Below are 21965 nucleotides of genomic sequence, written 5' to 3' on the forward strand. Positions count from 1 at the left end.
TCAGCGTCGAGTCCTTCCCGCCCGTCCACATCACCGCGGGGTTGTCGTACTGCTCGAGACCCCGCCGCGTGACCTCGACCGCCTTCTCGATCTTGTGCTGGAGCGACGGGTAATCGCCCGGACCCTCACCCTCGCCGTCGGTGTAATCGACCGTTACCGAGTTCGGAAGATCTGCTGGCATGCGTATCGGCGATTCGCGACGACGAACAAAGTTAGGTCCACACTACCCGTTCCGAGCGTCCGACTTCCGCTCGAGACGGATCGTCGGCAGGGCGATGTGAGGTCGAGTCGCCGGCGGGGATCTACCCGGTCCGTCGCCGACGCCGGGCACGAGAGGTTAAACCCGATCCCGGTACCAGGGAATCTACGACACGTCGACGACTCACGGCAGGCCTGTGCGGGTGCGCGGTCGACCGCCGTGAGGAGAGGAGACCGCCTGCCCGCCACTACCGTCCCATCGCCCGCCACGGCAACGGCCCGTCGTCGCCATCCCGAACTACTCCCGGAGTTCGGCCATGTGTTCGGTCCGCTTCTCGAGCAGTTCCGGCGTCCCGATGTCGTGGCGGATCCGGACGCGGTCACCTGCCGCCGACAGCGCCGCGTCCGCCTCCGCCTCCGCGGCCGCGATGGAGTTGCCGCGGCCGACGACCGCGAACGACCGCGACGTGGTCGTGTAGAGGCCGTCCTCGCGCTCGTCGACGCTGGCGTAGTAGAGCAGCGCGTCGCCGACGCTCTCCTCGTCGACCGTGATCCGCGCGCCGCCGTCCGGGTCCGTGGGGTACCCGTCCGGCACCGCGTACTTACACACCGTCGCCTCGCCCGAGAACTCGAGTGCCGGCAGCGAGTCGCCGTCTCGGGCGGCGGTCAGCACGTCGATGAAGGGCGTCTCGAGGACCGGAAGCGTGTTCATCGCCTCCGGATCGCCGAAGCGCGCGTTGAACTCGACCACCTTCGATCCCGCCGCGGTCAGCATGAACTGGCCGTAGAGGACGCCCTTGTAGTCGGGGAGCGCGTCGACGACGGCGTCGAGCACGTCGAGCGCCGCCTCGTAGTCGCCCGGTTCCATGAACGGGAGCGCGGAGCCGGTGTCCGAGTACGATCCCATACCGCCCGTGTTGGGACCCTCGTCCCCCTCGTAGGCGCGCTTGTGGTCCTGTACCGCCGGCGTCGCGCGGAACTCGCCGTTGGCGACGAACGCCTGAACCGTGAACTCCTCGCCGACCAGCCGCTCCTCGAGGACCACCCGGTCGTATCCGGACTCGCGGAGGTACGCCTTCGCCTCCTCGGCGGTGACCTGGTCGCCGATCACCTTCACGCCCTTTCCCCCGGTGAGGCCGGCGGGCTTCACCGCGAGGTCGCCCTCGTACTCGTCGATGTACGCGCATGCGGCGTCCATGTCGCCGAACACCTCGAAGTCCGGGCAGCCGGGCACGTTCGCCTCGCGCATGAACCGGCGCTGGTACGCCTTGTCGGTCTCCAGCCGCGCTTCCGCCTCCCGCGGGCCGAACGCGTACACGCCGGCGTCGTCGAGCGCGTCCGCGACGCCGGCCTCGAGCGCCGACTCCGGACCGATGACCGCGAGGTCCGCGTCCACCTCCCTCGCGAACGCGACGATCCCGTCGGCGTCGGTCTCCTCGACCGTCTCGAACCCGTCGGCGAGCCGGCGGATGCCGGGGTTTCGGTTGCTCGCGCAGGCGTACAGCGAACAGTCGTCGGCGAGCGCTCGGGCGATCGCGTGTTCGCGCCCGCCGCCGCCGACTAAGAGCACGGTCTCCGTCATGCGCGACGGATATCCGCATCGTAGTGTAAGTCTTGCCCTCTCGGTCGCCCTATCGATCCACGTCTGTGGATCTATTTGGTTCGATCCCGGAGTCACGACGCCGGACCGCGCTCCGTGTAGCGGGGTTTTTCCGACGCGCGGGCCAATCCGGCCCATGTCACAGCCGACCGAACGGAACCGGCTCGACGAGGAGCCGAGCCCGTACCTCCAGCAGCACGCCGACAACCCGGTGAACTGGCAGCCGTGGGGCGAGGAGGCGTTCGAGCGCGCTCGCGAGCACGACGTGCCCGTGTTCGTCTCCATCGGCTACTCCGCCTGTCACTGGTGTCACGTCATGGAGGAGGAGAGCTTCGCCGACGAGGAGACGGCGGCGCTGCTCAACGAGTCGTTCGTCCCGATCAAGGTGGACCGCGAGGAACGTCCCGACGTCGACAGCACCTTCATGACGGTCTCACAGCTCGTCACGGGCGGCGGCGGGTGGCCGCTGTCGGCGTGGTGTACCCCCGACGGCAAGCCCTTCTACGTCGGGACGTACTTCCCGCCGGAGCCGCGGGGAAACCATCCCTCGTTCCCGGAGCTGTGTCGTCGGATCGCCGATTCCTGGAGCGATCCGGAACAGCGCGAGGAGATGACACGGCGCGCCGAGCAGTGGGCCTCGAGCGCACGCGACGAACTCGAGTCCGTTCCCGGATCCTCGGGCGCGAGCGACCCGCCTGGTTCGGGCCTTCTCGACGAGGCGGCCGCGACGGCGATGCGGAGCGTCGACGAGGACCACGGCGGCTTCGGCTCGAGCGGCCCGAAGTTCCCGATGCCGGGACGCGTGGACCTCCTGATGCGGGCCGCCGCGCGGAGCGGCCGTGAGGAACTCCTGCGGGCGGCCACGCGAACGCTCGACGGGATGGCTGCGGGCGGGATGTACGACCAGATCGGCGGGGGGTTCCACCGCTACGCGGTCGACCGCGAGTGGACGATCCCCCACTTCGAGAAGATGCTGTACGACAACGCTGAGCTCCCGATGGTCTACCTCGACGGGTACCGGCTGGTCGGTGACGCCGGCTACGCCCGCGTCGCAGCCGAGTCGTTGGCGTTCCTCGAGCGCGAACTCCGCCACCCCGACGGGGGATTCTTCAGCACGCTCGACGCCCGCAGCCGTCAGCCCGCGGGCCGCGCCGGCGACGATCCGGACGAGCGGGTCGAGGGGGCGTTCTACGCGTGGACTCCCGAGGAGGTCGACGCCGTCCTCGAGGAGCCCGCGGCGTCGATCGCGCGGGCCCGGTACGGGATCGAGTCCGGCGGGAACTTCGAGCGCGGGACGACGGTCCCGACGCTGTCGGCCTCGGTCGCGGAGGTGGCCGCGGAGTACGAGCGATCCGAGGCGGAGATCCGGGAGATCCTCCTCGAGGCCCGGACCGCTCTCTTCGAGGCCCGCGAGGAGCGCCCCCGCCCCGCCCGCGACGAGAAGGTGCTGGCGTCGTGGAACGGTCGGGCGATCTCGGCGTTCGCGGCCGCGGGATCCGTGCTGGGCGAGTCGTACGCCGACCTGGCCGCGGCGGCGCTCGCGTTCTGTCGGGACCGGCTGTACGACGCCGAGGAGCGCCGGCTCGACCGCCGGTGGCTCGACGGCGACGTCGCCGGGCCGGGCTACCTCGACGACTACGCTTTCCTCGCACGGGGCGCGTTCGACGTGTACTCGGCGACGGGCGACGTCGACGCGCTCGCATTCGCGCTGGAGCTTGCGGAGGCGCTCGTCGACGACTTCTACGATCCGGGCGCGGGGACCATCTACTTCACTCGCGATCCCGCCGTCGGCGAGACGGGTGAGTCGGACGGAACGGACGGACCCGGCGCGACGAGCGGAGCGGACTCGGGCGGCGACGGGACGCTCTTCGCTCGACCACAGGAGTTCGCGGACCGCTCGACGCCCTCGAGTCTGGGTATCGCCGCGGAGACGCTCGCGGTCCTCGACGGGTTCCGGACCGACGACCGGCTCCGCGAGATCGCCGAGACGGTCGTGGGGACCCACGCCGACCGGATCCGCGCGAGCCCGCTCGAACACGTCTCGCTGGCCCGCGCGGCCGAGCGCGTCGAGACCGGGGGGATCGAGGTGACGGTCGCGGCCGAGGAGGTTCCGGCGGCGTGGCGCGAGGCGCTCGCGGAGCGGTACCTCCCCGGAGCGGTCGTCGCGCGCCGTCCGCCGACCGACTCGGGACTCGACGAGTGGCTCGATCGGCTCGGCCTCGACGACGCGCCGCCGATCTGGAAGGGCCGCGACGCCGACGGCGACGAGCCGACCGTCTACGTCTGTGAGGGGTTCGCCTGCTCGCCGCCCGAGACCGACCTCGACGCGGCGCTTTCGTGGCTCGCGAACCGCGAGTGACGACCGCCGACGGGTCGGCGCGCCGGGACCCACGCCGTCCGCCGATCGAACGTCCTTAGCGGGTCGAGCGACAGGTAGAGGCATGAAGCGGTACGACCTCCTCTATCGACTGTACGACGAGTTCGACGCGGGGACGCTCCGGGAACACCAGTCGTTCGTCGACCTGTTCCCGCCGGTTGACTCCCGCGTCGCGCTCGACCACTGGGAGGACGCGAACGAGGAGCTGACGCGGCGGAAGGCGGCGATCGCCGACGCGATGCCGCACGGCGAGACGTTCGCCGCGGTGGCGGCGTACGCCGACCGCGAGACCGCGTTCACCGCGCTCGACCTGTTGAACCGCTACGGCCGCGCTGTGGACGCGCTCGTGCTCGACGTCGACGAGACGCTGCGGTCGACCGGCGGTACGGACAACGAGATACCGCGGGATACCCTTCACATGCTGGGAAAGATCCACGAGTCGGGCGTCCCGATCGTCGTCTGTACCGGGCAGACCCTCGAGAACGTCAAGGGGTTCACGATCCAGGGGCTCGGCAACGAGCTCGTCCACTCCGGAACGCTGTCCGTAGTCTACGAGACCGGAAACGGCGTGTTCACCCCCGGCCACGGCTCGCGCACGAAGCGGTTGCTCTACGAGGGCCTCGGCGAGGACGTCCGGACGGTGTTCGACGAGGTGCGGACGCGCGTGCTGCCGACGGCCCCGCGGAACGTTCGACGCGGCTGTCACCTTCAGGGCAACGAGTTCAACGTCACCGTGAAGCCCAACTTCGAGACCGGGAGCGACGCCGCCGAGAGAGTGATCGACGACGGGCTGATCCACCTGATCGACCTCCTCGGCGAGGCCGTCGTCGAGACGGTCGGGGGCCGTGCCATCGAGGAAGGCGGCGGGTTCTGCGGGGACGGACCGACGTGGGCACGCGCCCACTACGCGGCCGCCGACCCGGAGATCCGCGGGGTGTTGGCGGCGAACGACGCCGAACCGAGCGTCGAGGTGGAGGCGGTTCCGGACGCGGTCCGGACGCTGTTCGACGGGGTCGACGTCGGGTACTACCGCGCCGACGCGGCCGAGATCGGATCGCTGGAGCTGGACAAGGTCGCCGGGGTGGAGGCGGCGCTCGACGTACTCGGCGTCGAGGACCCGTTCGTGCTCGTGATGGGCGACAGCAAGTCGGACCTGCGGGTGATGGAGTGGGCGGCGGAGCACGACGCCGGGATCGCCGCCGCGCCCGAGCACGCGTCCGCGGACGTCCTCGACCACGTCCGCGCCGGCGACGACCTCGTCTTCGGACGCGGGCAGTCGACGGAGGTCCTCCGGACCGTCCACGCGCTGAACCGTCTCGCGACCCTCGGCGACCGACCGGACGGGGGAGCCCGGCACGATCGGCGCCGAGCCGAGCGGCGGGGGGAGTCGGCGACGCTCGATCGACGACGGCCCAATTAAATACGCGGGCGGCGTTCTCGCGCATATGTACGACTTCGTCGTCGTCGGCGCTGGCCCGCCCGGATCGCGGTTCGCGCGCCGGGCGGCCGAGGAGGGATACGACGTGGTCGCCTTCGAGAAGGGCGAGGTCGGCGAGCCGCTGGCCTGCTCCGGACACGTCTCGACCGATATCTGGGGGTACGTGCCCGACGAGGCGCGGGACGGGCTGTTCCAGAATCGGATCTTCGGCGCGCGCTTCCACGTCGGCGGGCCGGGGTCGACGCCGTACCGATTCTACAAGCGCGAGGAGATCTCGAACGTCATCGATCGCGTCGGGCTCGACCGGACGCTCGCCGAGTGCGCTCGCGACGCCGGCGCGGACGTTCGAGAGGGCCACACGGTCACCGGGATCGACGAGCGCGCGGACCGCGTCGTCGTTGAGGTCAGCGTCGCCGGCGGCGGCACCGAGACGGTCGAGGCGCGGATGGTCGCGGGCTGTGACGGGCCGACCTCGCGCGTGCGCCGCGAGGTCGGGATCGACGAGCCCGAGGAGCTCCTCCACGGCGTGCTCGCGTTCGACCCCGAACCTGACGACCGTGACTACGTCGACGTCCACCTCACCGCGCCGCGCTTCTTCGCGTGGCGGATCCCGCGCGGCGACGCCGGCGTCGAGTACGGGCTCGCCGCCCCGCCCGGCGAGGACGTGTCGGCGCGGTTCGAGCGGCTGACCGACGCCTACGGGGCCGACACCGAGCGCTTCTGTTCGGGGGCGATCCCGATCGGCCCGCCGACGTCGGTGACCACCGATCGAGTCTTCCTGATCGGCGACGCCGCCGCCCAGACGAAGCCGTTCACGGGCGGCGGCATCCTCTACGGAATGACCGCCGCGGACGTCGCCGCGGCGACCGTCGATCCCGCGGATCCGGGAACGCTCGCCGACTACGAGTCGGGCTGGCGCGACGAACTCGCGACCGAGATCCGGCTCGGAAAGCTCGTTCGGGCGTGTTACTCGCTACCGGAACCGGTCCAGCACCTCGGACTGCGGGCGCTCTCCGGCGAGATCGGCGTCCACATGGATCGACCGTCGTCGTTCTTCTCCCGTGAACACCTCCGGCGGCTGTTCTTCTGATCCGTCGGCGGTTCGGGAGGGAAGCGAGCTACTCGGCGAGGACGGACGCGAACGAGACGTTCTCGCGGACGCTCGTTATCTCCACGGTGACCTCGTCGCCGAGTTCGGCGTCGGGGACGATGACGACGTAGCCGCGCTCGATCTTCGCGATCCCGTCGCCCTTGTCGCCGAGGGTCTCGATGGTCACGTCGCGGACCTCGCCCTCCTCGACCGGTGGCCCGGAGATGGCGCGGCTCGAACCGGACCCGGCGTCTCCGCCGCTCGATCGAGCGGTCCCGTTCGACCCCGTCGAGGTCCGGGGTCGATCCCCGTCGGCCGCGTCACGCCCGTCCGGGTCGATAACCGCGACTCGGTACGTCTCCCCGGCGACCACGGTTCCGTGTTCGATCTCGCGTTTCGGCACCGACACCACGTAGCCCCCCTTTCCGTCGGGTTCAAGTTCCGCGGTGAACAGGCAGGTGAGCGACTCGGTTACGTCGACCATACGACCCGTTCGCGGGGGAGTAAGGAAAACGCTCCCCCTTTCGACTCCCCCTCCCTTCCACGTCGATCTCGTCCCTGTCCCTCGTCTTCGCCCTTCCGTCTCGCGTTCGACCCGCGGCCGAGCGCTCGCGGCAGATCCGGAGCATAAACGCTTACTGTGATCCGAATTAACGTCTCGGCATGGCCAGGAACTACGAGTCCCTTCACGACCCGAACGCGGAGTACACGATGCGGGAGCTCTCCGCCGAGACGATGAACGCAACCCGCTCGCGGGGCGGCGGCCGGGACCTCGAGATCACGGACGTTCAGACGACGATGGTCGACGGGAACTTCCCGTGGACGCTCGTGCGCGTCTACACCGACGCGGGCGTGGTCGGAACCGGCGAGGCGTACTGGGGCGCGGGCGTTCCCGAACTGATCGAGCGGATGAAACCGTTCGTCGTCGGCGAGAACCCGCTCGACATCGACCGCCTCTACGAGCACCTGATACAGAAGATGTCCGGTGAGGGCTCCGTCGAGGGCGTCACCGTTACGGCCATCTCCGGGATCGAGGTGGCGCTTCACGACCTCGCGGGAAAGGTCCTCGAGGTGCCCGCCTACCAGCTGCTCGGCGGGAAGTACCGCGACCGGATGCGCGTCTACTGCGACTGTCACACCGAGGAGGAGGCCGACCCCGAGGCGTGCGCCGACGAGGCCGAACGCGTCGTCGACGAGCTCGGCTACGACGCGTTGAAGTTCGACCTCGACGTTCCGTCGGGGCTCGAGAAGGATCGCGCGAACCGACACCTCCGCCCCGGCGAGATCCGCCACAAGGCGGAGATCGTCGAGAAGGTCACGGAACGGGTGAAAGACGAGGCGGACGTCTCCTTCGACTGTCACTGGACGTTCTCCGGTGGTTCCGCGAAGCGACTCGCGGACGCGATCGAGGAGTACGACGTCTGGTGGCTCGAGGACCCCGTGCCGCCGGAGAACCTGGAGGTCCAGGAGGAGGTCACGAAGAACACGACGACGCCGATCGCGGTCGGCGAGAACCGCTACCGCGTCACCGAGCTCCGCCGGCTCATCGAGAACCAGGCGGTCGACATCGTCGCGCCCGACCTGCCGAAGGTCGGCGGGATGCGCGAGACGCGGAAGATCGCGGACGTGGCGAACCAGTACTACGTGCCGGTCGCGATGCACAACGTCGCCTCGCCGGTCGCGACGATGGCGGCCGCCCACGTCGGCGCGTCGATCCCGAACTCGCTCGCAGTCGAGTACCACTCCTACGAACTCGGCTGGTGGGAGGACCTCGTCGAGGAGGACGTCATCGAGGACGGCTACATCGAGGTGCCCGAGGAGCCCGGCCTCGGCGTCACTCTGGACATGGACGCCGTCGAGTCGCACATGGTCGAGGGCGAGGAGTTGTTCGATCCGGCGTAGCCGGATCGTGCTCGGAAATCTTCGATTTCCGGTGTTCGCCGAAGCGTAGCTTCGCTCAGGACGATCACCGAACGTCGATCTCGACCGGTTCGAGGCCCCGCTCGTCGAGTTCCTCGCGGATCCCGGCCGCCCGCGGCTCGATCTCCGCGGGATCGTGGCTGTCCGTCCCGACCGTCACGCCCACCCCGCGCTCGACGAGCGCGTCGAGGAACGCGGGCGCGGGATGGAACTCGCCGTAGTCGTCGAGCAGACGCCCCGCGTTGATCTCCGGGATCGTCCGCGATCGCTCGAACGCGGCCGCGACCCGCTCGTAGTGGTCGGCCGTCGCGAACCCGCGGAGGTGGGGGTTCCGCTCGATCAGGTCCGGATGCGCGGCGATCGCGAACAGCTCGGCGTCGATCAGCGCGACCAACTTCTCGAAGTAGCGGTCGACGAGGTCGCGACGCTCCGTCGCCGGCCGGTCCGCGAAGTACGACCTGGCGTGGACGTTGACGCCGTCGAGGTCGTGGACGCTCCCGACCGCGTAGTCGAACTCCGCCTCCGCGAGGAACGCCTCGATGGCGTCCTCGTGGTCGGGGTGGTAGTCCATCTCGACGGCGTCGAAGACGGGGATCCCGGCGCGCTCGCGGGCGACGTCGATCGCCTCCCGGCGTCGCTCGTAGGTCGCGTCGAGGTTGAACCCGAGCAGCCGCTTCCGCCGTTCCGCGCTCTCGTCGGGGATCACCGAGCAGTGGTCGGCGATCCCGACCCCGTCCACCCCGGCCGCCTCCGCCGACGAGACCATCGCTTCGAGGAACGACCCGTCCGAGTACGTCGAGTGGACGTGGTAGTCGTACATGCCGGAGGTGAGGCTGCCGGGAACACGTACCTTGCGGTGGCTGCGTCGTCGCGCGCGGACCGGAGGGGAGAAGCGTCGGACGAGAGCGGAACCGGCCTGCCCGGTCGATTTTAAGTCGGTCGCCGACCATTCCGATAGCGTATGACACACACGGACGGCGGCGACAGCGGGAGCGAGAAACGCGACTACACGATCGACCACCACCTCTCGGACGCCGAGCGCAACGTCCACCGGGTCTGGGACAACTCGCTGGACCCGATACTGACCGTCTCCGACGGCGACGTGGTGCGGTTCGAGTGCCGCGACGCGGTCGACCGCCAGCTCGACACGGAGTCGACCGCCGAGGACTTCGCGAACGTGAGCTTCGACCCGGTCCACCCGCTCACGGGTCCCGTCGCCGTCGAGGGCGCGGAGCCGGGCGACACCGTCCAGGTCGACCTTCTCGATTTCCAGCACAAGGGGTGGGGCTACACCGGCTTCATGCCGGGCGAGATGGGCCTCGGGCTGCTCCCCGAGGACTTCCCCGACGCCGACGTCCACGTCTGGGACCTCCAGGGCGATGTAGGTCACTTCGTGAACGGCATCGAGGTGCCGCTCGATCCCTTCCCCGGCGTCATCGGGCTCGCGCCCGGCGAGGACGGCGAACACGACACGCTCCCGCCCCGATCGGTGGGCGGGAACATGGACGTGAAACACATGACCGCGGGGTCGACGGTGTACCTCCCGGTCGAGGTCGCCGGCGGGCTCTTCTCGACGGCGGACTGTCACGCCGCGCAGGGCGACGGCGAGGTGTGCGTCACCGGGATCGAGGCCCCGATGTTCGTCACCGCGCGCTTCACGCTCCGGACGGACATGTCGATCGAGCAGCCGCAGTTCGAGACGACCGGCCCGTTCACGCCCACCGGCCGCGACGAGCCGATGTACGGCACGACCGGGATCGCGGACGACCTGATGGAGGCGACGAAGAAGGCGACCCGCCACATGATCGACCACCTCGCCGAGAACCGCGGGCTCACGCGCGGGGAGGCGTACATCCTCTGTTCGGCCGCGATGGACCTGAAGGTGAGCGAGGTCGTCGACGCGCCGAACTGGACCGTCTCGGCGTACATTCCGGAGAGCATCTTCCCCGAGGAGTAGGATCGTCGGGAGCGGGCCGGCGGGCTCAGTAGCCGGTCCCGAGGAGCGTGTTGCCGGCGATCACGAGGAACGCGACGCCGAAGAGCCCGGCGAGCACGCCGAAGGAGACCGCCCAGCCGAACAGGTCGGCGGTGAGGCCGACGCCGACCGAGCCGGCCGACCCGACGACGGTGTAGACGGTTCGGACGAGCCCGAAGCCGGCCCCGCGCTCGGCCTCGCTCATCGCGTCCATGAACCGCGGGTCGATCGCCGAGAAGAAGCTCGATCCGAACCCCGCAAACAGCACGGCGACCGCGAGGCCGGCGTAGCCGGGCAGCGCAACGAAGCCGGCGGCCCCGAGCGCCCCGGAGAGCATCGCCGTCCCGATCGCGCCGTCGCGACCGGTCCGGTCCGAGAGCCGCCCGATGCCGACCTGCGCGCCCGCGCGGACGACGAAGAACGCGGAGAAGACGCCGCCCGCGAACGACGGCGAGTATCCCCGGAAGTCGACGAGGAACGTCGGAAGAAACGAGATGACGCCCTGCGCGACGTAGGTGCCGATCGTCGCGATCGCGAGCGGCAGGAGGACGCTCGGGCGCGAGAGGAGTTCGACGAGCGGACCGAGCCGCAGCCGATCGCGCATCGGCTGGTCGGGGCGACGCGGCTCGGTCGGTCGGACCCGCCAGGCGAAGATCACGAAGATGGGGACGCCGACGACCGCGGCGAGCGCCACGCCCGGCCGCCAGCCGTATCGAACGCCGACCCACGCGGCGGCGACCGGCGCGACGAGCCCGGCGAGCGGGCCGCCGATCGAGTGGAGCCCCACCGCGGTGCCGAGGTCGTCGAACGTCCGCGACAAAAGCGTCGTCGCCACCGCGTAGTGGAGCCCGGCGACGAGTCCGAGGAGGAACGCGATCAGGACGAACGCGGGGAACACCGGCGCGAGCGCGAGCAGGAGGCTGGCGGCCGTCGTGCCGCCGACCGCGACGAGGATCACCCGGCGCTCGCCGAACCGGTCGGCGAGGATGCCGCTCGGGAACTGCGAGAGGCCGTACGCGAGCCACATCCCCGAGAGCGCCACGCCCACCGCGGTGTTCGAGACGTCGAAGTCGGCGGTGACGAACGGGACCACCGGGCTGATCGCCAGCCGCGCGAAGTACGTCACGAAGAAGGCGAGCATACACAGCGTCAGGACGGTGTGGCGGTACCGCCAGTTCACGCCGACCACCGCCGTCGAGTCCGTCGATCCGACCGATCGAGTGTGCGGTTCACGCTTCACGTTGGTGGTACCGAGACGGGGTAATAAACGGTCGTCTAGCGGCCGAACCGACCGTCGTCTCCCGGTCGAATCGGCCGTCGTCTACCGGATCGCCTCCGGATCGACCCGGCTCCCGACCCACAGCAGCGTGACGAGCAGGCTCGCCACCGCCAGCGGGAGGAACCACTGGAGCGCCGCGAGCAGCCCCGCAGACGCCTGAACGCCGACCACGAGCAGTATCGTCGGGCCGCAACAGACGAACCCGGAGACGAGTCCGGGCAGCCCCGCGGCCGCGCCGGCGCCGGCTCCGATCCGACACGCCGAGGGACCGCGCCAGGCGACCACCGAGACCGCGAGGGTGACGCCCACGAGGAGCGCGAGCCCGACCCCGATCGCGACGTTGACCGGCGCGAACAGGAACTCCACGGGGCCCACGGAGACCAGCGCGACCGGCTCGTACTGGAACGGCGCGACCCGCCGGGTCGCGGTCGCCAGCGGGTCGCTCACGACGAAGACGTCGACGAGAGGGGTCGATCCGCCGCCGGCGCGCCGCCGGACCGCGCCGCCGCCGCGACGACCGAGGTGGCCGAGGCCGACGCCGTAGAGGACGAAGTAGAGGGGCCCGACGATCCCGAGCGTGACCCGCCCGTCGCGGCGCGCGAGCGAGGCGCGGACCGCGAACGCGGTACGACGGACGAGCCCGGAGAGCCACGCGACCGGGGCCCGCGTCGGCGACGTGATCTCAGCGACCATACCCCGCCCCGGTGTGGTCGCCGGCGAATCCGGTCTCCGGGTAGAACCCGGCCCACGCGAACCACATGGCGTCGAACGCGAGCACCCGATCGAGCGGCAGGTCGCCGGCGTCGAACCTCTCCCCGTCGTCCGTGCTACCCCCCTCGACGCGGTAGGCGCTCCCGTCGGGTTCCACGGTCGCCCCGTCCGGGTTCAGGTACACGTATCCCGTCGACAGCGCCGGGTCCGCGACGGCGACCGCGGCCTCGCCGCTCGGCCGGAGCGTCCCCGAGAGGACCCGCTCCGCGAGCAGCGTCGCCTTGTCGAAGGCGACCGCGCCGTCGGCGGTCCGCGCGCCGATGACGACCGATTTCGGGTGTCCCTCCTCGGGCTCCGAGAGCGCGGGAAACATCGTCCCCTTGCTGGCGTAGTACCCGCCGAGCGGCGCGTAGACCCCGTACGGATCGTTCTCGTATCGTCGGGCGTATCCGGTGTCGTCGGTCAAGATCCGCGAGTCCGGGTGCGCCGCGCGCCACTCGCCGACGGTCGTCCAGACGACCCGGAACTCGCGGAGGGTCTCGCCGCGCATCGACCCGTCGATCGACGTGGCGAGCATCTGGGACCACCAGCTCTCCGTCGCCCGGTCGTACATGATCAGGTTCGAGTTGACCAACTGCCCGGAGACGCCGAAAGTGGTCTCGCCGCGCTCGAACCCCTGTGCGGTGCCGGTCAGCGGGCAGTACGTCACGGCGACGCGGTCGCCGCCGACGGCGTCGTTGACGATCTCGTGGTGGACGAGCACGTGTTGGGGGTACGCCTTCGCCTCGCCGCCGCGGACGACGCCGAAGACGGGCGCGTCGTCGACGAGGCTCGTCCCGCCGATCGGGGCGAACGCGGGGTCGTCGATCGCGGGGATCCCGTCCTGACCGACCCCCCCGCTCAGCGACTCCTCGCGCAGGGCGTCGAGATCGTACGCCAGGCGGCGGGAGCCGTCCGCGGTCGGCGGCCCACGCCCTTCGGCCGGATCCTCGGCCCCGTCGTCCCCGCTGGCCCCGTCGTCCTCGGTGGCGTCTCCCTCCCGGACGGAGCCGACGATCCCCTCGTCCAGACAGCCCGCGAATCCGGCGACCCCGAGGGCGGCGAGTGACCCGATCGTCGAGCGACGCGTGCGTTTCATACCCTTCCTCCGCTCCCGACCGAGTAAAACGCGAAGCGGCTATGCGGGCGACTCACACACCCGATCCGCCGACAGGGATATCTCCCGTCCGAGCCATACGACGGTATGTTTCGGCACATGGCGCGGCACGCGATCCCGACGCGACGGCGCTACCTTCGCGGCGTCGGCGGGATCGGGGGGCTCGGCTGCGTCGCGGTCGGCGGGCTCGCCGGCTGCGTCGGTCGGCCGAGCGACGACGCCGACGATGGCAGCGACGCCGACGGCGGTGACGCCGACGACGGTGACGGCGACGATGGAAGCGACGACGACTCCGGCGGGACACGCCCCTCGGGGACGGGCGGTCCGGGCGTCACGCTCGTCTCCGTCGACGACGCCGACGTGGGCCTCCCGATCGAGCCGTCCGTCGAGGTCGTCCGCGAGGCGGCCACCGAGGACCACCCGCCCCGCCTCCGGACGACGCTGTCGAACGCGGGCGGGGAGCCCGTCAGGGTCGGCGAGGGGCGGGCGGTCCACTTCGAGTACGTCGCCGACGACTCCGGACTACTGGTGCTGCTCCCGGCCGACGGCGACTACCCCGCGGAGCCGGACTGCTGGCGGCTCGAGGAGGGGATCGCCACGACCGAGGAGTACCGGACGTTCGAGATCGGAGCCGGCGAGTCGAGCGACAGGGCGGTCGACCTCTACGCCACGCCCGAGGCGGACGGCTGTCTCCCGGTCGGCGAGTACCGGTTCGAGACCACCCTCTCGGTCGTCTCCGACGGCGCCGAGCCGGAGGAGTCGGCGCGGTGGGGGTTCTCGGTCCTGCTGGAGTGAGGCGTGCTCTCGCGGGAGCGTGAAGCGTCCCGATCGCGACTTAGTCGAACGTCCCGGCGGTGAGGTACCGCTCGCCGCTGTCCCAGAAGACGGTGATCACGAGCGGCTCCTCGCCCGCGTAGGCCCCGGACTCGCGGAGTTCCTCGGCGACGTCCTTCGCCGCGAGGTTCGACCCGCCCGAGGACTGTCCGACGAGGATCCCCTCCTCCCGCGCCAGCCGGCGACACTCGGCTTCGGCCTCCTCGAGGTCGACGACGTGGACGTCGTCGATCAGTTCGCGGTCGAGGTTCTCCGCGACGAATCCGGGACCCATCCCCTGGAACTCGTCGCCGGTCACCGCCTCGCCGGAGAGCACGGCGCTGCCGGCCGGCTCGACCGCGTCGATCCGCACCTCGGGGAAGGCCTCCCGCAGGCGGCGGCCGATCCCCGAGAGCGTCCCGCCGGTGCCGACGCCGGCGACGAGCGCGTCGACGGTGCGGTCGCCGACCTGTTCTACCACCTCCGGACCGGTCGTCTCGTAGTGGGCCCGCGGGTTCGCGGGGTTCTCGAACTGGCGGAGCTGGACCATCCCCTCCTCGCGTTCGAGCTCGTCCGCGCGCGCCTTCGCCGCGGAGATGTCGCTCTCCACGGTTTCGACGGTCGCGCCGTACGCCCGCATCAGCCGGCGTCGCTCGACCGACTTCCCCTCCGGGATCACGAGCGTCACGTCGTACCCCTTCACCGCGCCGACCATCGCCAGGCCGATGCCCGTGTTGCCCGAGGTTGGCTCGACGACGCCGTCTCCGGGCTCGAGTTCTCCGTCCCGCTCCGCGGCCTCGATCATGTACAGCGCCGGGCGGTCCTTCGCGGAACCGCCCGGATTTCGCGACTCGACCTTCGCGGCGACCGTCGTTCCCGGCGGCGAACTCACGCTGACCAGCGGCGACCCGAGCCCCTCCAGGATGTCCTCGTCCATCGGATCGACGGAGACGCCGGCGACTCAAATGCCCGACGGACTGCGGCAAACGGCGGGGTCGAGATCGGTCCGGCGGCCGAGGGCGGGGGGCTCAGTCGTCGTCTCCGACGATCCCCTCGGCGACGGCCATGTCGTCGATCGCGGGGTCGTCCTCGGATCGGCGGAGGACGAACCGTTTGCGGACCAGGTCGGCGGCGTAGATGGCGGTGCCGGCGATGATCAGCGTGTCGCCCGGCAGTCTGGCCCAGAACAGCGTCTGGACCAGCGGCCGCTCGTAGAACGCGAGGCTCCGGGCGGCCGCGTACCCTTCCGTGAACGCGACGTCGAGCTGGAGGAAGCCGACCGGGAGCACGGAGACGAACACCATGAGCGCGAGCCCGGCGTTCCAACACCAGAAGGACGCGCGGAGCCACGAGGGGTCCCAGCGGTCGGGATCGATCGACAGCTGGAGCATGTACGCGACCATCCCGAGCGCGAGGAACCCGAACGCGCCGAACATCGCGGCGTGGGCGTGGCCGACCGTGAGGTAGGTGCCGTGCTCGTAGTAGTTGACGAGCGGGAGGTTGATGAAGAAGCCGAGCACGCCGGCCCCGACGAAGTTCCAGATCCCGCTGGCGACGATGAACATGAAGGGGAGCGTGTACGGGAACCCGGCCTCGCCCATCGCCCGGTACTGGCCGATGGCCTCGTAGAGGATGAAGATCAACGGCAGCAGTTCGAGCGTCGAGAAGACGCTGCCGATCGGCACCCAGTAGTCGGCCATTCCGATCCACCAGTAGTGGTGTGAGACCCCGATGACGCCGGTTCCCATCACTAAGAGCGCCTGGAGCATGACCGCCTTCTCGGCGCTGCGGCGCGTGAGGAGGTTCATCGACACCAAGGTGAGCCCGATGATCGCGACGATGAAGAACTCGAAGGCGCCCTCGACCCACATGTGGACGACCCACCACCGCCAGAACTCGGTGACCGCGATGTTCGTCGTGGGCGTGAACATGAACCCGGCGACGAAAAGCAGGGTGATGGAACCGCCGGCGTAGAGGATCATGTGCGCGAGTCCATAGATCGGCTCGCGGTCGAGAAGCGGCTTCAGCCCACGGATCGCCAACGCCGCCCACAGCAGGAAGCCGGCGAGCAGCCCGCCCTGCCACACCTTTCCGACCTCGAGGTACTCGAGCCCCTCGTTGCCGAGCAGCCACCAGAGCCTTCCGGGAAGGTAGCCGTTCGCGCCGAGCCAGATGCCGCCCATGCCGCCACCGACGACGACGACGAGCGCCCCGAGCAGGACGTTCACGAACGTTCCCTGCCGCTTCGGCTCGTGACCGGTGAGAAGCGGGGGGAGGAAGAGCCCGGCGCCGAGCCACGTCGAGGCGATCCAGAGGATGCCGAGGTCGATGTGCCACGTCTTCGCGATGGAGAAGGGGAGGAGTTGGAGGATGTGAACGCCGAAGATCCGATCGATCCCGAAGAAGCCGGCCCGTTCGATGTAGAAGTGCGCCAGCAACCCCCCCAAGAGCACCTGTGCTAAGAACAGCCCGGCCGCGATCGGGACGAACCGTAGGGCAGCGCGCTGACTCGGGAACACGCTCACGTCCCCCGGCTCCGGCACCGAGATCCCCTCCGAGGAGGGCTCGGGCAGTTTCACCGACTTGTACAGCAGGATCGCCGCGCCCGCGGCCCCGACGAGCAGCACCATGGCGATCACGCTCCAGATCATCGCCGAGCCGGTGGCATCGTTGCCGGCGGCGGGCGAGTAGGGCCACTCGTTGGTGTACGAGTGGTCCGCGTCGGGCCGGTCCGTGTGCGAGAACCACGCGGTCCAGAGCGCGAAGTCGGCGAACGACTCCGCCTCCTCGGCCGAGCCGATCATCTCCTCGGGAACGCCGCGGGCGTGGTCGCCGTCGTGGTACCGGGCCACGTACGTCTCGCGGACCCGCTCGTGAGCGTACATCTCCGCCGCGGAGTACTCGACGACCTCGCCGCCGTCGTGGGCCGCGTCGAGTTCCTCGCGGACGAGCGCGTCGACGCGAGCCCGGTCCCCGGAGTCGAGCGCCTCGTACGAGGAACCGTACTCGTCTTCGGCGTAGTACTCACGCATGTGCTCGGTCTTGAGCTCCAGCGTCTCGGCGGTGTAGTCCTCGCCGTAGTAGGCCCCGTTTCCGAGGATCGAGCCGTGGTTCATCAGTCCGTACTGCTGGAACGCGGCCTTGCCGTCCCGTATCCCCTCGTCGGTGACGACCGTCTCGCCGTCGGGACCGACCACCTCCTCGGGGATCGGCGGGGCCTCCTGGTAGGCGAACCACGCCCCGGCACCCATGACGACGAGGTTCAACAGGAACGCCGCGACGATGACTTTCGCGATGGTCTCGCGTGTGAGTCGCATCGCACGGGGGTTGTGGTCACTCCGACAATCGCCTTGCCGCCAACATGTTCGCCCGAGTTCCCGTTCGGTGGGAGACCGAGGGAACGGGTGGGCGGGGAGAGGACCGTTGCCACCGACGCGCCGTTTACAAGCCTCCGCGACGTACGCCGGGACATGACGCTCGAAACGCTCTCACCCGGCGACGCGGACGCGGAGGGGCTCGACGAGGCGATACTGGACGCGCTCGCGGCCGACGGCCACCGGTTCAAGGTGTGGGGCGGCGACTGGTGTGGCGACTGTCAGCGGCAGCTTCCGGCGTTCGGGGCCGCGCTCGCGGCCGCCGGCGTGCCCGACGACCGGATCGAGGCGTTCCCGGTGACGAAGGGCCCGAACGGCAAGGAGGGCCCCGGCGTCGAGGAGTACGGGATCGAGTTCATCCCGACGGTCGTCGTCGAGGACGCCGACGGCGAGGAGCTCGCGCGATTCGTCGAGGACGCCGACGTCTCGATCGCCGAGGCGCTCGCCCGCGACCTCGCGGACGTCGAGGCGACGGCGTAGTCGACGGGTCCCGTGTCATCGACCCGTCCGTCGACGGGCACGACCGAGCCGATCGGTTGGATGCGAACGCCCGTGACGTGACGGAGTCACGGTCGCGAACCTGAAACGTCCACCGCCCCAGTTCCGCGAGGCTCCGTTCGCATCCTCGTGGACGCCGCTGGTGCCGTCGATCTCGGGTTTCGTCTCATCGTCGGCGACTTCCCGAGGGGCCCGGCAGTCGGGTTCGAAGACGTGTTTCGGCCGACGAAACCACTGTCTGCTCGCCTCACACGATCGGTCGACGACCGTTCGATCCGCCAGTATGAGTGGCCGGCATGGGACAAAAACGCCGCGAGGACACGCCGCTGCGTCGGTGTGTCCTCACGGGGACACACTTCCGCCGGCGAGCCCTCTCGACCATGCGGTCGAGTATCCTCGACCCACCGACGTACCCTTGCTCGGCCGCTTCCGTCACCCGCAGGTCGACACCCTTCGTCCACCGCCACTCGACCTTTTAAGGTATCCGGCGGCCATCGGAGCGTATGAGCGTCCAAACCGACGACGAGTACAGCGAGTTCCGACGCGACCTCCACCGACACCCCGAGCCGGCGTGGTGTGAGTTCTACACCACCGCCCGGATCGTCGAGGCGCTGCGCGAGCGCGACCTCGACGCGCTCCACGTCGGGCCCGACGCCCTCGCCGAGGAGGCGCGACGGAACGTCCCGGACGACGACGAGCTCGAGACGTGGGCCGACCGCGCCCGCGAGGCCGGCGCGGATCCCGAGATCCTCGACAGGCTCGAGGGGGGGTACACCGGCTGCGTCGCGGTGATCGAACGCGGCGAGGGGCCGGTCGTCGGCCTCCGCGTCGACATCGACGGGCTCCCGATCCTCGAGTCCGAGGAGGGCGACCACGCGCCGGTCGCCGGAGGGTTCCGCTCGGAGAACGAGGGGTACATGCACGCCTGCGGGCACGACTCGCACGCGACCATCGGGCTCGGCGTGATCGACGCCGTCCTCGACTCCGACTTCTCCGGCACCCTCAAGGTGTTCTTCCAGCCCGGCGAGGAGAAGATCGTCGGGGGGAAACCGATGGCCGAATCCGGGCTCCTCGACGACGTCGACTACTTCTACGCGGTCCACATCGGGCTCGACCACCCCTCCGGCGAGATCGTGAGCGGCATCGACGGCTTCCTCGCGGTGAACCACTTCCTGGCGGAGTTCGAGGGCGAACCCTCCCACGCGGGCGCGCGTCCCGAGCAGGGGAGAAACACGGTCCAGGCGATGGCGGCGGCGATCCAGAACCTCTACGCGATCCCGCGGCACGCCGACGGCGCGACCCGCGTGAACGCGGGGCTCGTCGGCGGCGGGACGGCGACGAACATCATCCCCGAGGAGTCCCACATCGAGGGTGAAGTCCGCGGCGAGAGCACCGAACTCGCCGACTACATGTTCGATCACGCGGAGCGAGTTCTCCACTCTGCGGCGGAGATGCACGACTGCTCCGTCGACGTCACCACGATGGGGGCCGCGCCGAGCGCGACGAGCGACGCGGCGCTGTCGGACGTCGTCGGCGAGGTCGCCCGCGAGGTCGAGGGCGTGACGAGCGTGGTCGAGAGCGCCGACCTCGGCGGCAGCGAGGACGCCACGTTCATGATGGATCGCGTCCAGGATCGCGGCGGACTCGCCTGCTACGTCGGCGTCGGCACCGACCACCCCGGCGGCCACCACACCTCCACGTTCGACGTCGTCGAGGGCGACATCGATCTCGGGATCGACGTGCTCTCGCGGGCGATCCGACACGTCGCCGAGACTCGGCCCTGAGGTCGACCGAATCGACGTCTTACGCCGGCAGGATCCTCGCACGACGGTAGGTTTAGGCGGCCGCAGCCCGTGATATGAGGCATGGAGGCCGTCCTCTGGTACGTTCTCACCGGCACCCGAGGCGGCCCGAATCGGGTCCGGATCCTGCGGGCGATAGACGACCGTCCGCGAAACGCCAATCAGCTGGCCGAGCGACTCGAACTCGACTACACGACGGTCCGACATCACCTCGACGTGTTGCGCGATCACGACGTGATCGAGCGCACCGGCGACGGCTACGGAACGGTGTACTACCCGACGGAGGGAACCAGAAACCACTGGGAGGTCGTCGAGGAGATCGCGGACGCCTCCCCCGTGTGACAGTCAGTACTTCGCGTCCGCGCCGGTCGTCTCGTAGATCCGGTCCATGATCGCGTCCCGCTCGTGGGTCCAGTTGGCCATCGCGGCGGGGCTCGTCGGGTACGACTCGTAGTGGGCGAGCAGCTCGTCCGCCAGCGACTTGGTCTGATAGAAGTTCCGAATCGTCCCCCAGTAGCCGAAGCTCTTGATCGCGGCCTTCAGCTTCAGGCCGAACGACATCGAGGTGGAGCCCTCGTACAGCGCCTCCGCGAGCTTCTCGCCCGGAAGCGACGCGAGAAGTCCCATCAGGTCGTCGACGTCGATCGCGGTCGAGAGGACGTTGTACACGTCGAGCCCGGCGTACCGCCCGCCGAAGTGGTCCATCACGCGCGTGTTGTACCGCCAGAGGTTCTCCTCGCTCACGTCGCCGTCGGAGACGGCCTTGACCGCCTGTTCGCCCGCGTACTTCCCGGCGTAGGCCGCGCCCGCGATCCCGCCGCCCGTCGTCGGGTTCACGTGGCCTGCCGCGTCGCCGACGGCCAAGTAACCGGGCGCGACCGCGGAGTCGTACGGCCGGCGCGTGGGCAGCGCCGCGCCGAGCTTGTCGCGCACCTCCGCGCCCTCGAACTCCGGACGGTTCCGGAGGTCGCGTTTCAGCGCCTCGACGAGCTTCATCGGCTCCTCGTTCATCTGGAAGCCGAGCCCGGCGTTGATCTCCGTCGCCGTCCGCGGGAAGTACCAGAGGTATCCCGCGGCGCGGTCGGTCGGTTTGAACACGAGCGCGTCGTCCCACTCGACGGGCTCCGGCACCTCGACTATCTCGCGGTAGGCCGAACAGAACTGCGAGTAGCGGACGTTCGTGTCGAAGGTGGTTCCCTCGAAGTCGGCCTTGTCCTGAAGCAGCGAGAGTGACCCCGCCCCGTCGATGACGAGGTCGGCCTCGTAGGTGGCTCGGTCGCCCCGGCGGGACGCCTCGAGCCCCGTGACGCGTCCGTCGTCGGTCTGTACCACGTCGTTTACGACCGTGTCGTAGTGGAAGTCCACGCCCGCGTCGCCGGCCGCCTCGATGATCCGTCGACCGTACTCCCAGCGGTCGATGACGGCGAGTTCGCCGGGGACGGGGATCTCGAGGACGGTGTCCTCCTTCGGGATCTCGAAGCGCCCGTGGTCGACCCCAGTGTTGGTGAACGCGGGTTCGAGCCGCGCTTTGGGGATCGCTTCCGGGAAGGCGTCGGCTCCCTTCAGGGCGTCGCCGCAGGCGATGTGGCCCGCCTCCTCCTCGTCCTTTCGCTCGACGATGACGACGTCGAGCCCCTCGTTCGCGATCGTCGTGGCGGCGTAACAGCCGGCGGTGCCCGCGCCCGCCACGACGACGTCGTACTCGTCGATGCTCATTACCGTGTCGTTACCCGC

At 69.9% G+C, this 21965-nt stretch carries 18 protein-coding genes and 1 pseudogene; 9 read left to right on the plus strand and 10 right to left on the minus strand.

Annotated features, from left to right (window positions below):
• Window positions 1-181 (minus strand): annotated as a pseudogene (locus NO889_RS15020) (phosphoadenosine phosphosulfate reductase family protein); the annotation flags it as partial.
• Between the two features lie 315 nt (window positions 182-496).
• Window positions 497-1780 carry a phosphoribosylamine--glycine ligase gene (purD, locus tag NO889_RS15025; RefSeq protein ID WP_256413045.1) on the minus strand — a complete coding sequence of 428 codons (1284 nt, stop codon included), beginning with the start codon at window positions 1778-1780 and terminating at the stop codon, window positions 497-499.
• A gap of 154 nt (window positions 1781-1934) precedes the next feature.
• Between purD and NO889_RS15030 the strand changes: the two genes are divergently transcribed.
• From NO889_RS15030 to NO889_RS15040, 3 genes are all read left to right on the plus strand, one after another.
• Window positions 1935-4157: a thioredoxin domain-containing protein gene (locus NO889_RS15030; RefSeq protein ID WP_256413046.1), complete on the plus strand. Its 2223-nt coding sequence runs from the start codon at window positions 1935-1937 to the stop codon at window positions 4155-4157.
• Between the two features lie 82 nt (window positions 4158-4239).
• Window positions 4240-5595 carry an HAD family hydrolase gene (locus NO889_RS15035; protein WP_256413047.1) on the plus strand — a complete coding sequence of 452 codons (1356 nt, stop codon included), beginning with the start codon at window positions 4240-4242 and terminating at the stop codon, window positions 5593-5595.
• A gap of 25 nt (window positions 5596-5620) precedes the next feature.
• Window positions 5621-6703, plus strand: a complete 1083-nt coding sequence (locus NO889_RS15040; RefSeq protein ID WP_256413048.1) for a geranylgeranyl reductase family protein — start codon at window positions 5621-5623, stop codon at window positions 6701-6703.
• Window positions 6704-6731: 28 nt separating this feature from the next.
• Here the strand turns inward: NO889_RS15040 and NO889_RS15045 are convergent, their stop codons facing one another.
• Window positions 6732-7187: a TRAM domain-containing protein gene (locus NO889_RS15045; RefSeq protein WP_256413049.1), complete on the minus strand. Its 456-nt coding sequence runs from the start codon at window positions 7185-7187 to the stop codon at window positions 6732-6734.
• Between the two features lie 179 nt (window positions 7188-7366).
• On the opposite strand from NO889_RS15045, the gene NO889_RS15050 reads away from it, so the two are divergent.
• Window positions 7367-8605: a mandelate racemase/muconate lactonizing enzyme family protein gene (locus tag NO889_RS15050; protein WP_256413050.1), complete on the plus strand. Its 1239-nt coding sequence runs from the start codon at window positions 7367-7369 to the stop codon at window positions 8603-8605.
• A gap of 64 nt (window positions 8606-8669) precedes the next feature.
• Here NO889_RS15050 and NO889_RS15055 read toward each other — a convergent pair whose 3' ends face one another.
• Window positions 8670-9443, minus strand: a complete 774-nt coding sequence (locus NO889_RS15055; protein ID WP_256413051.1) for a PHP domain-containing protein — start codon at window positions 9441-9443, stop codon at window positions 8670-8672.
• Window positions 9444-9584: 141 nt separating this feature from the next.
• Between NO889_RS15055 and NO889_RS15060 the strand changes: the two genes are divergently transcribed.
• Complete coding sequence (locus NO889_RS15060; RefSeq protein ID WP_256413052.1) at window positions 9585-10580, plus strand: acetamidase/formamidase family protein; 996 nt, start codon at window positions 9585-9587, stop codon at window positions 10578-10580.
• Window positions 10581-10605: 25 nt separating this feature from the next.
• Here NO889_RS15060 and NO889_RS15065 read toward each other — a convergent pair whose 3' ends face one another.
• The 3 genes from NO889_RS15065 to NO889_RS15075 form a co-directional block, all read right to left on the minus strand.
• Entirely contained in the window at window positions 10606-11778 is a 1173-nt protein-coding gene (locus NO889_RS15065; RefSeq protein WP_256413105.1) for an MFS transporter, read from the minus strand.
• A 141-nt stretch (window positions 11779-11919) separates the two neighbouring features.
• Entirely contained in the window at window positions 11920-12570 is a 651-nt protein-coding gene (locus NO889_RS15070; RefSeq protein WP_256413053.1) for a hypothetical protein, read from the minus strand.
• The gene (locus NO889_RS15075; protein ID WP_256413054.1) at window positions 12560-13726 is read right to left on the minus strand and encodes a DUF3179 domain-containing protein; all 1167 of its coding nucleotides are present in this window, start codon (window positions 13724-13726) and stop codon (window positions 12560-12562) included. Before NO889_RS15075 ends, NO889_RS15070 begins: the two co-directional genes overlap by 11 nt.
• 105 nt (window positions 13727-13831) lie before the next feature.
• Here NO889_RS15075 and NO889_RS15080 point away from each other — a divergent pair, with 105 nt between their 5' ends.
• Complete coding sequence (locus tag NO889_RS15080; RefSeq protein WP_256413055.1) at window positions 13832-14539, plus strand: hypothetical protein; 708 nt, start codon at window positions 13832-13834, stop codon at window positions 14537-14539.
• A gap of 40 nt (window positions 14540-14579) precedes the next feature.
• Here the strand turns inward: NO889_RS15080 and NO889_RS15085 are convergent, their stop codons facing one another.
• Both NO889_RS15085 and NO889_RS15090 read right to left on the minus strand, forming a co-directional pair.
• Window positions 14580-15494: a PLP-dependent cysteine synthase family protein gene (locus NO889_RS15085; RefSeq protein WP_256413056.1), complete on the minus strand. Its 915-nt coding sequence runs from the start codon at window positions 15492-15494 to the stop codon at window positions 14580-14582.
• A 91-nt stretch (window positions 15495-15585) separates the two neighbouring features.
• On the minus strand, window positions 15586-17874 hold the full coding sequence (locus NO889_RS15090) for a nitric-oxide reductase large subunit (protein ID WP_256413057.1): 2289 nt from the start codon (window positions 17872-17874) through the stop codon (window positions 15586-15588).
• Between the two features lie 153 nt (window positions 17875-18027).
• On the opposite strand from NO889_RS15090, the gene NO889_RS15095 reads away from it, so the two are divergent.
• From NO889_RS15095 to NO889_RS15105, 3 genes are all read left to right on the plus strand, one after another.
• Window positions 18028-18411 carry a TlpA family protein disulfide reductase gene (locus NO889_RS15095; RefSeq protein ID WP_256413058.1) on the plus strand — a complete coding sequence of 128 codons (384 nt, stop codon included), beginning with the start codon at window positions 18028-18030 and terminating at the stop codon, window positions 18409-18411.
• A 521-nt stretch (window positions 18412-18932) separates the two neighbouring features.
• Window positions 18933-20213 carry an amidohydrolase gene (locus NO889_RS15100; protein WP_256413059.1) on the plus strand — a complete coding sequence of 427 codons (1281 nt, stop codon included), beginning with the start codon at window positions 18933-18935 and terminating at the stop codon, window positions 20211-20213.
• Between the two features lie 81 nt (window positions 20214-20294).
• Complete coding sequence (locus tag NO889_RS15105; protein ID WP_256413060.1) at window positions 20295-20573, plus strand: winged helix-turn-helix domain-containing protein; 279 nt, start codon at window positions 20295-20297, stop codon at window positions 20571-20573.
• A gap of 3 nt (window positions 20574-20576) precedes the next feature.
• Here NO889_RS15105 and NO889_RS15110 read toward each other — a convergent pair whose 3' ends face one another.
• Window positions 20577-21947 carry a geranylgeranyl reductase family protein gene (locus NO889_RS15110; protein WP_256413061.1) on the minus strand — a complete coding sequence of 457 codons (1371 nt, stop codon included), beginning with the start codon at window positions 21945-21947 and terminating at the stop codon, window positions 20577-20579.
• Window positions 21948-21965 lie beyond the last annotated feature (18 nt).

It is taken from the genome of Halorubrum rubrum, from assembly GCF_024494685.1.
In the GTDB taxonomy this organism is placed as follows: domain Archaea; phylum Halobacteriota; class Halobacteria; order Halobacteriales; family Haloferacaceae; genus Halorubrum; species Halorubrum rubrum.

Excerpts from the sequence above, each read along its gene's own strand:
- purD (WP_256413045.1), bottom strand. The coding sequence starts at position 1,780 with ATGACGGAGACCGTGCTCTTAGTCGGCGGCGGCGGGCGCGAACACGCG.
- NO889_RS15030 (WP_256413046.1), top strand. The coding sequence starts at position 1,935 with ATGTCACAGCCGACCGAACGGAACCGGCTCGACGAGGAGCCGAGCCCG.
- NO889_RS15035 (WP_256413047.1), top strand. The coding sequence starts at position 4,240 with ATGAAGCGGTACGACCTCCTCTATCGACTGTACGACGAGTTCGACGCG.
- NO889_RS15040 (WP_256413048.1), top strand. The coding sequence starts at position 5,621 with ATGTACGACTTCGTCGTCGTCGGCGCTGGCCCGCCCGGATCGCGGTTC.
- NO889_RS15045 (WP_256413049.1), bottom strand. The coding sequence starts at position 7,187 with ATGGTCGACGTAACCGAGTCGCTCACCTGCCTGTTCACCGCGGAACTT.
- NO889_RS15050 (WP_256413050.1), top strand. The coding sequence starts at position 7,367 with ATGGCCAGGAACTACGAGTCCCTTCACGACCCGAACGCGGAGTACACG.
- NO889_RS15055 (WP_256413051.1), bottom strand. The coding sequence starts at position 9,443 with ATGTACGACTACCACGTCCACTCGACGTACTCGGACGGGTCGTTCCTC.
- NO889_RS15060 (WP_256413052.1), top strand. The coding sequence starts at position 9,585 with ATGACACACACGGACGGCGGCGACAGCGGGAGCGAGAAACGCGACTAC.
- NO889_RS15070 (WP_256413053.1), bottom strand. The coding sequence starts at position 12,570 with ATGGTCGCTGAGATCACGTCGCCGACGCGGGCCCCGGTCGCGTGGCTC.
- NO889_RS15075 (WP_256413054.1), bottom strand. The coding sequence starts at position 13,726 with ATGAAACGCACGCGTCGCTCGACGATCGGGTCACTCGCCGCCCTCGGG.
- NO889_RS15080 (WP_256413055.1), top strand. The coding sequence starts at position 13,832 with ATGTTTCGGCACATGGCGCGGCACGCGATCCCGACGCGACGGCGCTAC.
- NO889_RS15085 (WP_256413056.1), bottom strand. The coding sequence starts at position 15,494 with ATGGACGAGGACATCCTGGAGGGGCTCGGGTCGCCGCTGGTCAGCGTG.
- NO889_RS15090 (WP_256413057.1), bottom strand. The coding sequence starts at position 17,874 with ATGCGACTCACACGCGAGACCATCGCGAAAGTCATCGTCGCGGCGTTC.
- NO889_RS15095 (WP_256413058.1), top strand. The coding sequence starts at position 18,028 with ATGACGCTCGAAACGCTCTCACCCGGCGACGCGGACGCGGAGGGGCTC.
- NO889_RS15100 (WP_256413059.1), top strand. The coding sequence starts at position 18,933 with ATGAGCGTCCAAACCGACGACGAGTACAGCGAGTTCCGACGCGACCTC.
- NO889_RS15105 (WP_256413060.1), top strand. The coding sequence starts at position 20,295 with ATGGAGGCCGTCCTCTGGTACGTTCTCACCGGCACCCGAGGCGGCCCG.
- NO889_RS15110 (WP_256413061.1), bottom strand. The coding sequence starts at position 21,947 with ATGAGCATCGACGAGTACGACGTCGTCGTGGCGGGCGCGGGCACCGCC.